General features: G+C 44.1%; 2 protein-coding genes. Both read left to right on the top strand.

All coding sequences use genetic code 11. From position 1 onward, the window contains the following. Positions 1-614 (top strand): IS21 family transposase (istA, locus tag SC428_RS22060; protein ID WP_318710345.1); only part of this gene is annotated, 614 nt, incomplete at its 5' end. After that, on the top strand, positions 601-1,119 hold a 519-nt coding region (locus tag SC428_RS22055; protein WP_318710344.1), incomplete at its 3' end, for an ATP-binding protein. The genes istA and SC428_RS22055, both read left to right, overlap by 14 nt.

Raw genomic sequence — 1,119 nt, 5'->3', positions numbered from 1 at the left:
CATTAAGCTATTCCCGCGCTTGTTACGTTAAGTTCTTTGATAATGAACGAGCCAGCGCTTGGCAACAGGGTTTAAAAGAAGCGTTCGATTACTTTGGCGGCGTGCCTCAACAAGTTCTTTGTGATAACGCAAAAACCCTGATTGTCAAGCGAGATGCCTATGCAGAAGGTGAGCATAAACTGCATGTGGAAATGCTTCAGATGTCAAAAGATTATGGCTTTAAGTTGACCGCTTGCCAGCCTTATCGGGCCAAAACGAAAGGCAAAGTCGAGCGTTTTAACCATTACCTAAAAAATAGCTTTATCGTGCCACTTAAGGCGGAACTTCGGGCTCAGAACCTTGAGTTGGATGTTGAAATAGCGAACGCAAAAATTGGCCCATGGCTACAGCGCATTGCCCATCAACGGCGTCATGGCACTACGCAAGAGAAACCGGCTGATAGACTTGTTGACGAAGTCAAGTTTCTTCAACCTTTACCGGCAGTCGTTGAGCATGTCATCTCGACAGGGTCTTCCCTGAATATACCCGTCGTTCCACCACATGGTTCCGTTAATTTACAACACCCAATCAAAGTCTATGATGCGCTGTTAGAGGAAAATTATGTTACTGCATGAACAAATTGAATACCTGTGCGCTTCATTAAAACTGAGCGCAGTTTCAACGCTTTGGCCATCATTGGCTGAGCAGTCTATTGCTCAGAACAAAAGCTACGGCGAATTTTTACTCGCATTATTGAACAATGAACAAAAACACCGCGATGAACGTACACGCAGTATGCTGAGTCAGATGGCGGGATTTCCAGCCCATAAGGCGCTGAGTGCATTTGATTTTAAATTTGCTACGGGTATTCCGAAACAGCAAATACAAGAATTAAGTGCGCTGACATTTATTGAACGGAATGAAAATGTTGTGTTGCTAGGGCCAAGTGGAGTGGGTAAAACACATCTTGCGATCGGTTTAGGGTTGAAAGCCGTTGAAGCCAAGAAAAAAACACGTTTTACGACAGCGGCAGACCTGATGTTACAGCTTTCAACGGCAAAACGCCAAAACAAACTGAAACACTATTTATCACGTTCAGTGATGGCACCGAAGTTATTGATTATCGATGAGATAGGTTAC

Origin of the sequence: Providencia sp. 2023EL-00965 (genome assembly GCF_033550225.1) — a bacterium.
Taxonomy (GTDB): domain Bacteria; phylum Pseudomonadota; class Gammaproteobacteria; order Enterobacterales; family Enterobacteriaceae; genus Providencia; species Providencia manganoxydans.
Note: the sequence above shows the minus strand (reverse complement) of the source record. Positions and strands in the feature narration are given on the sequence as shown.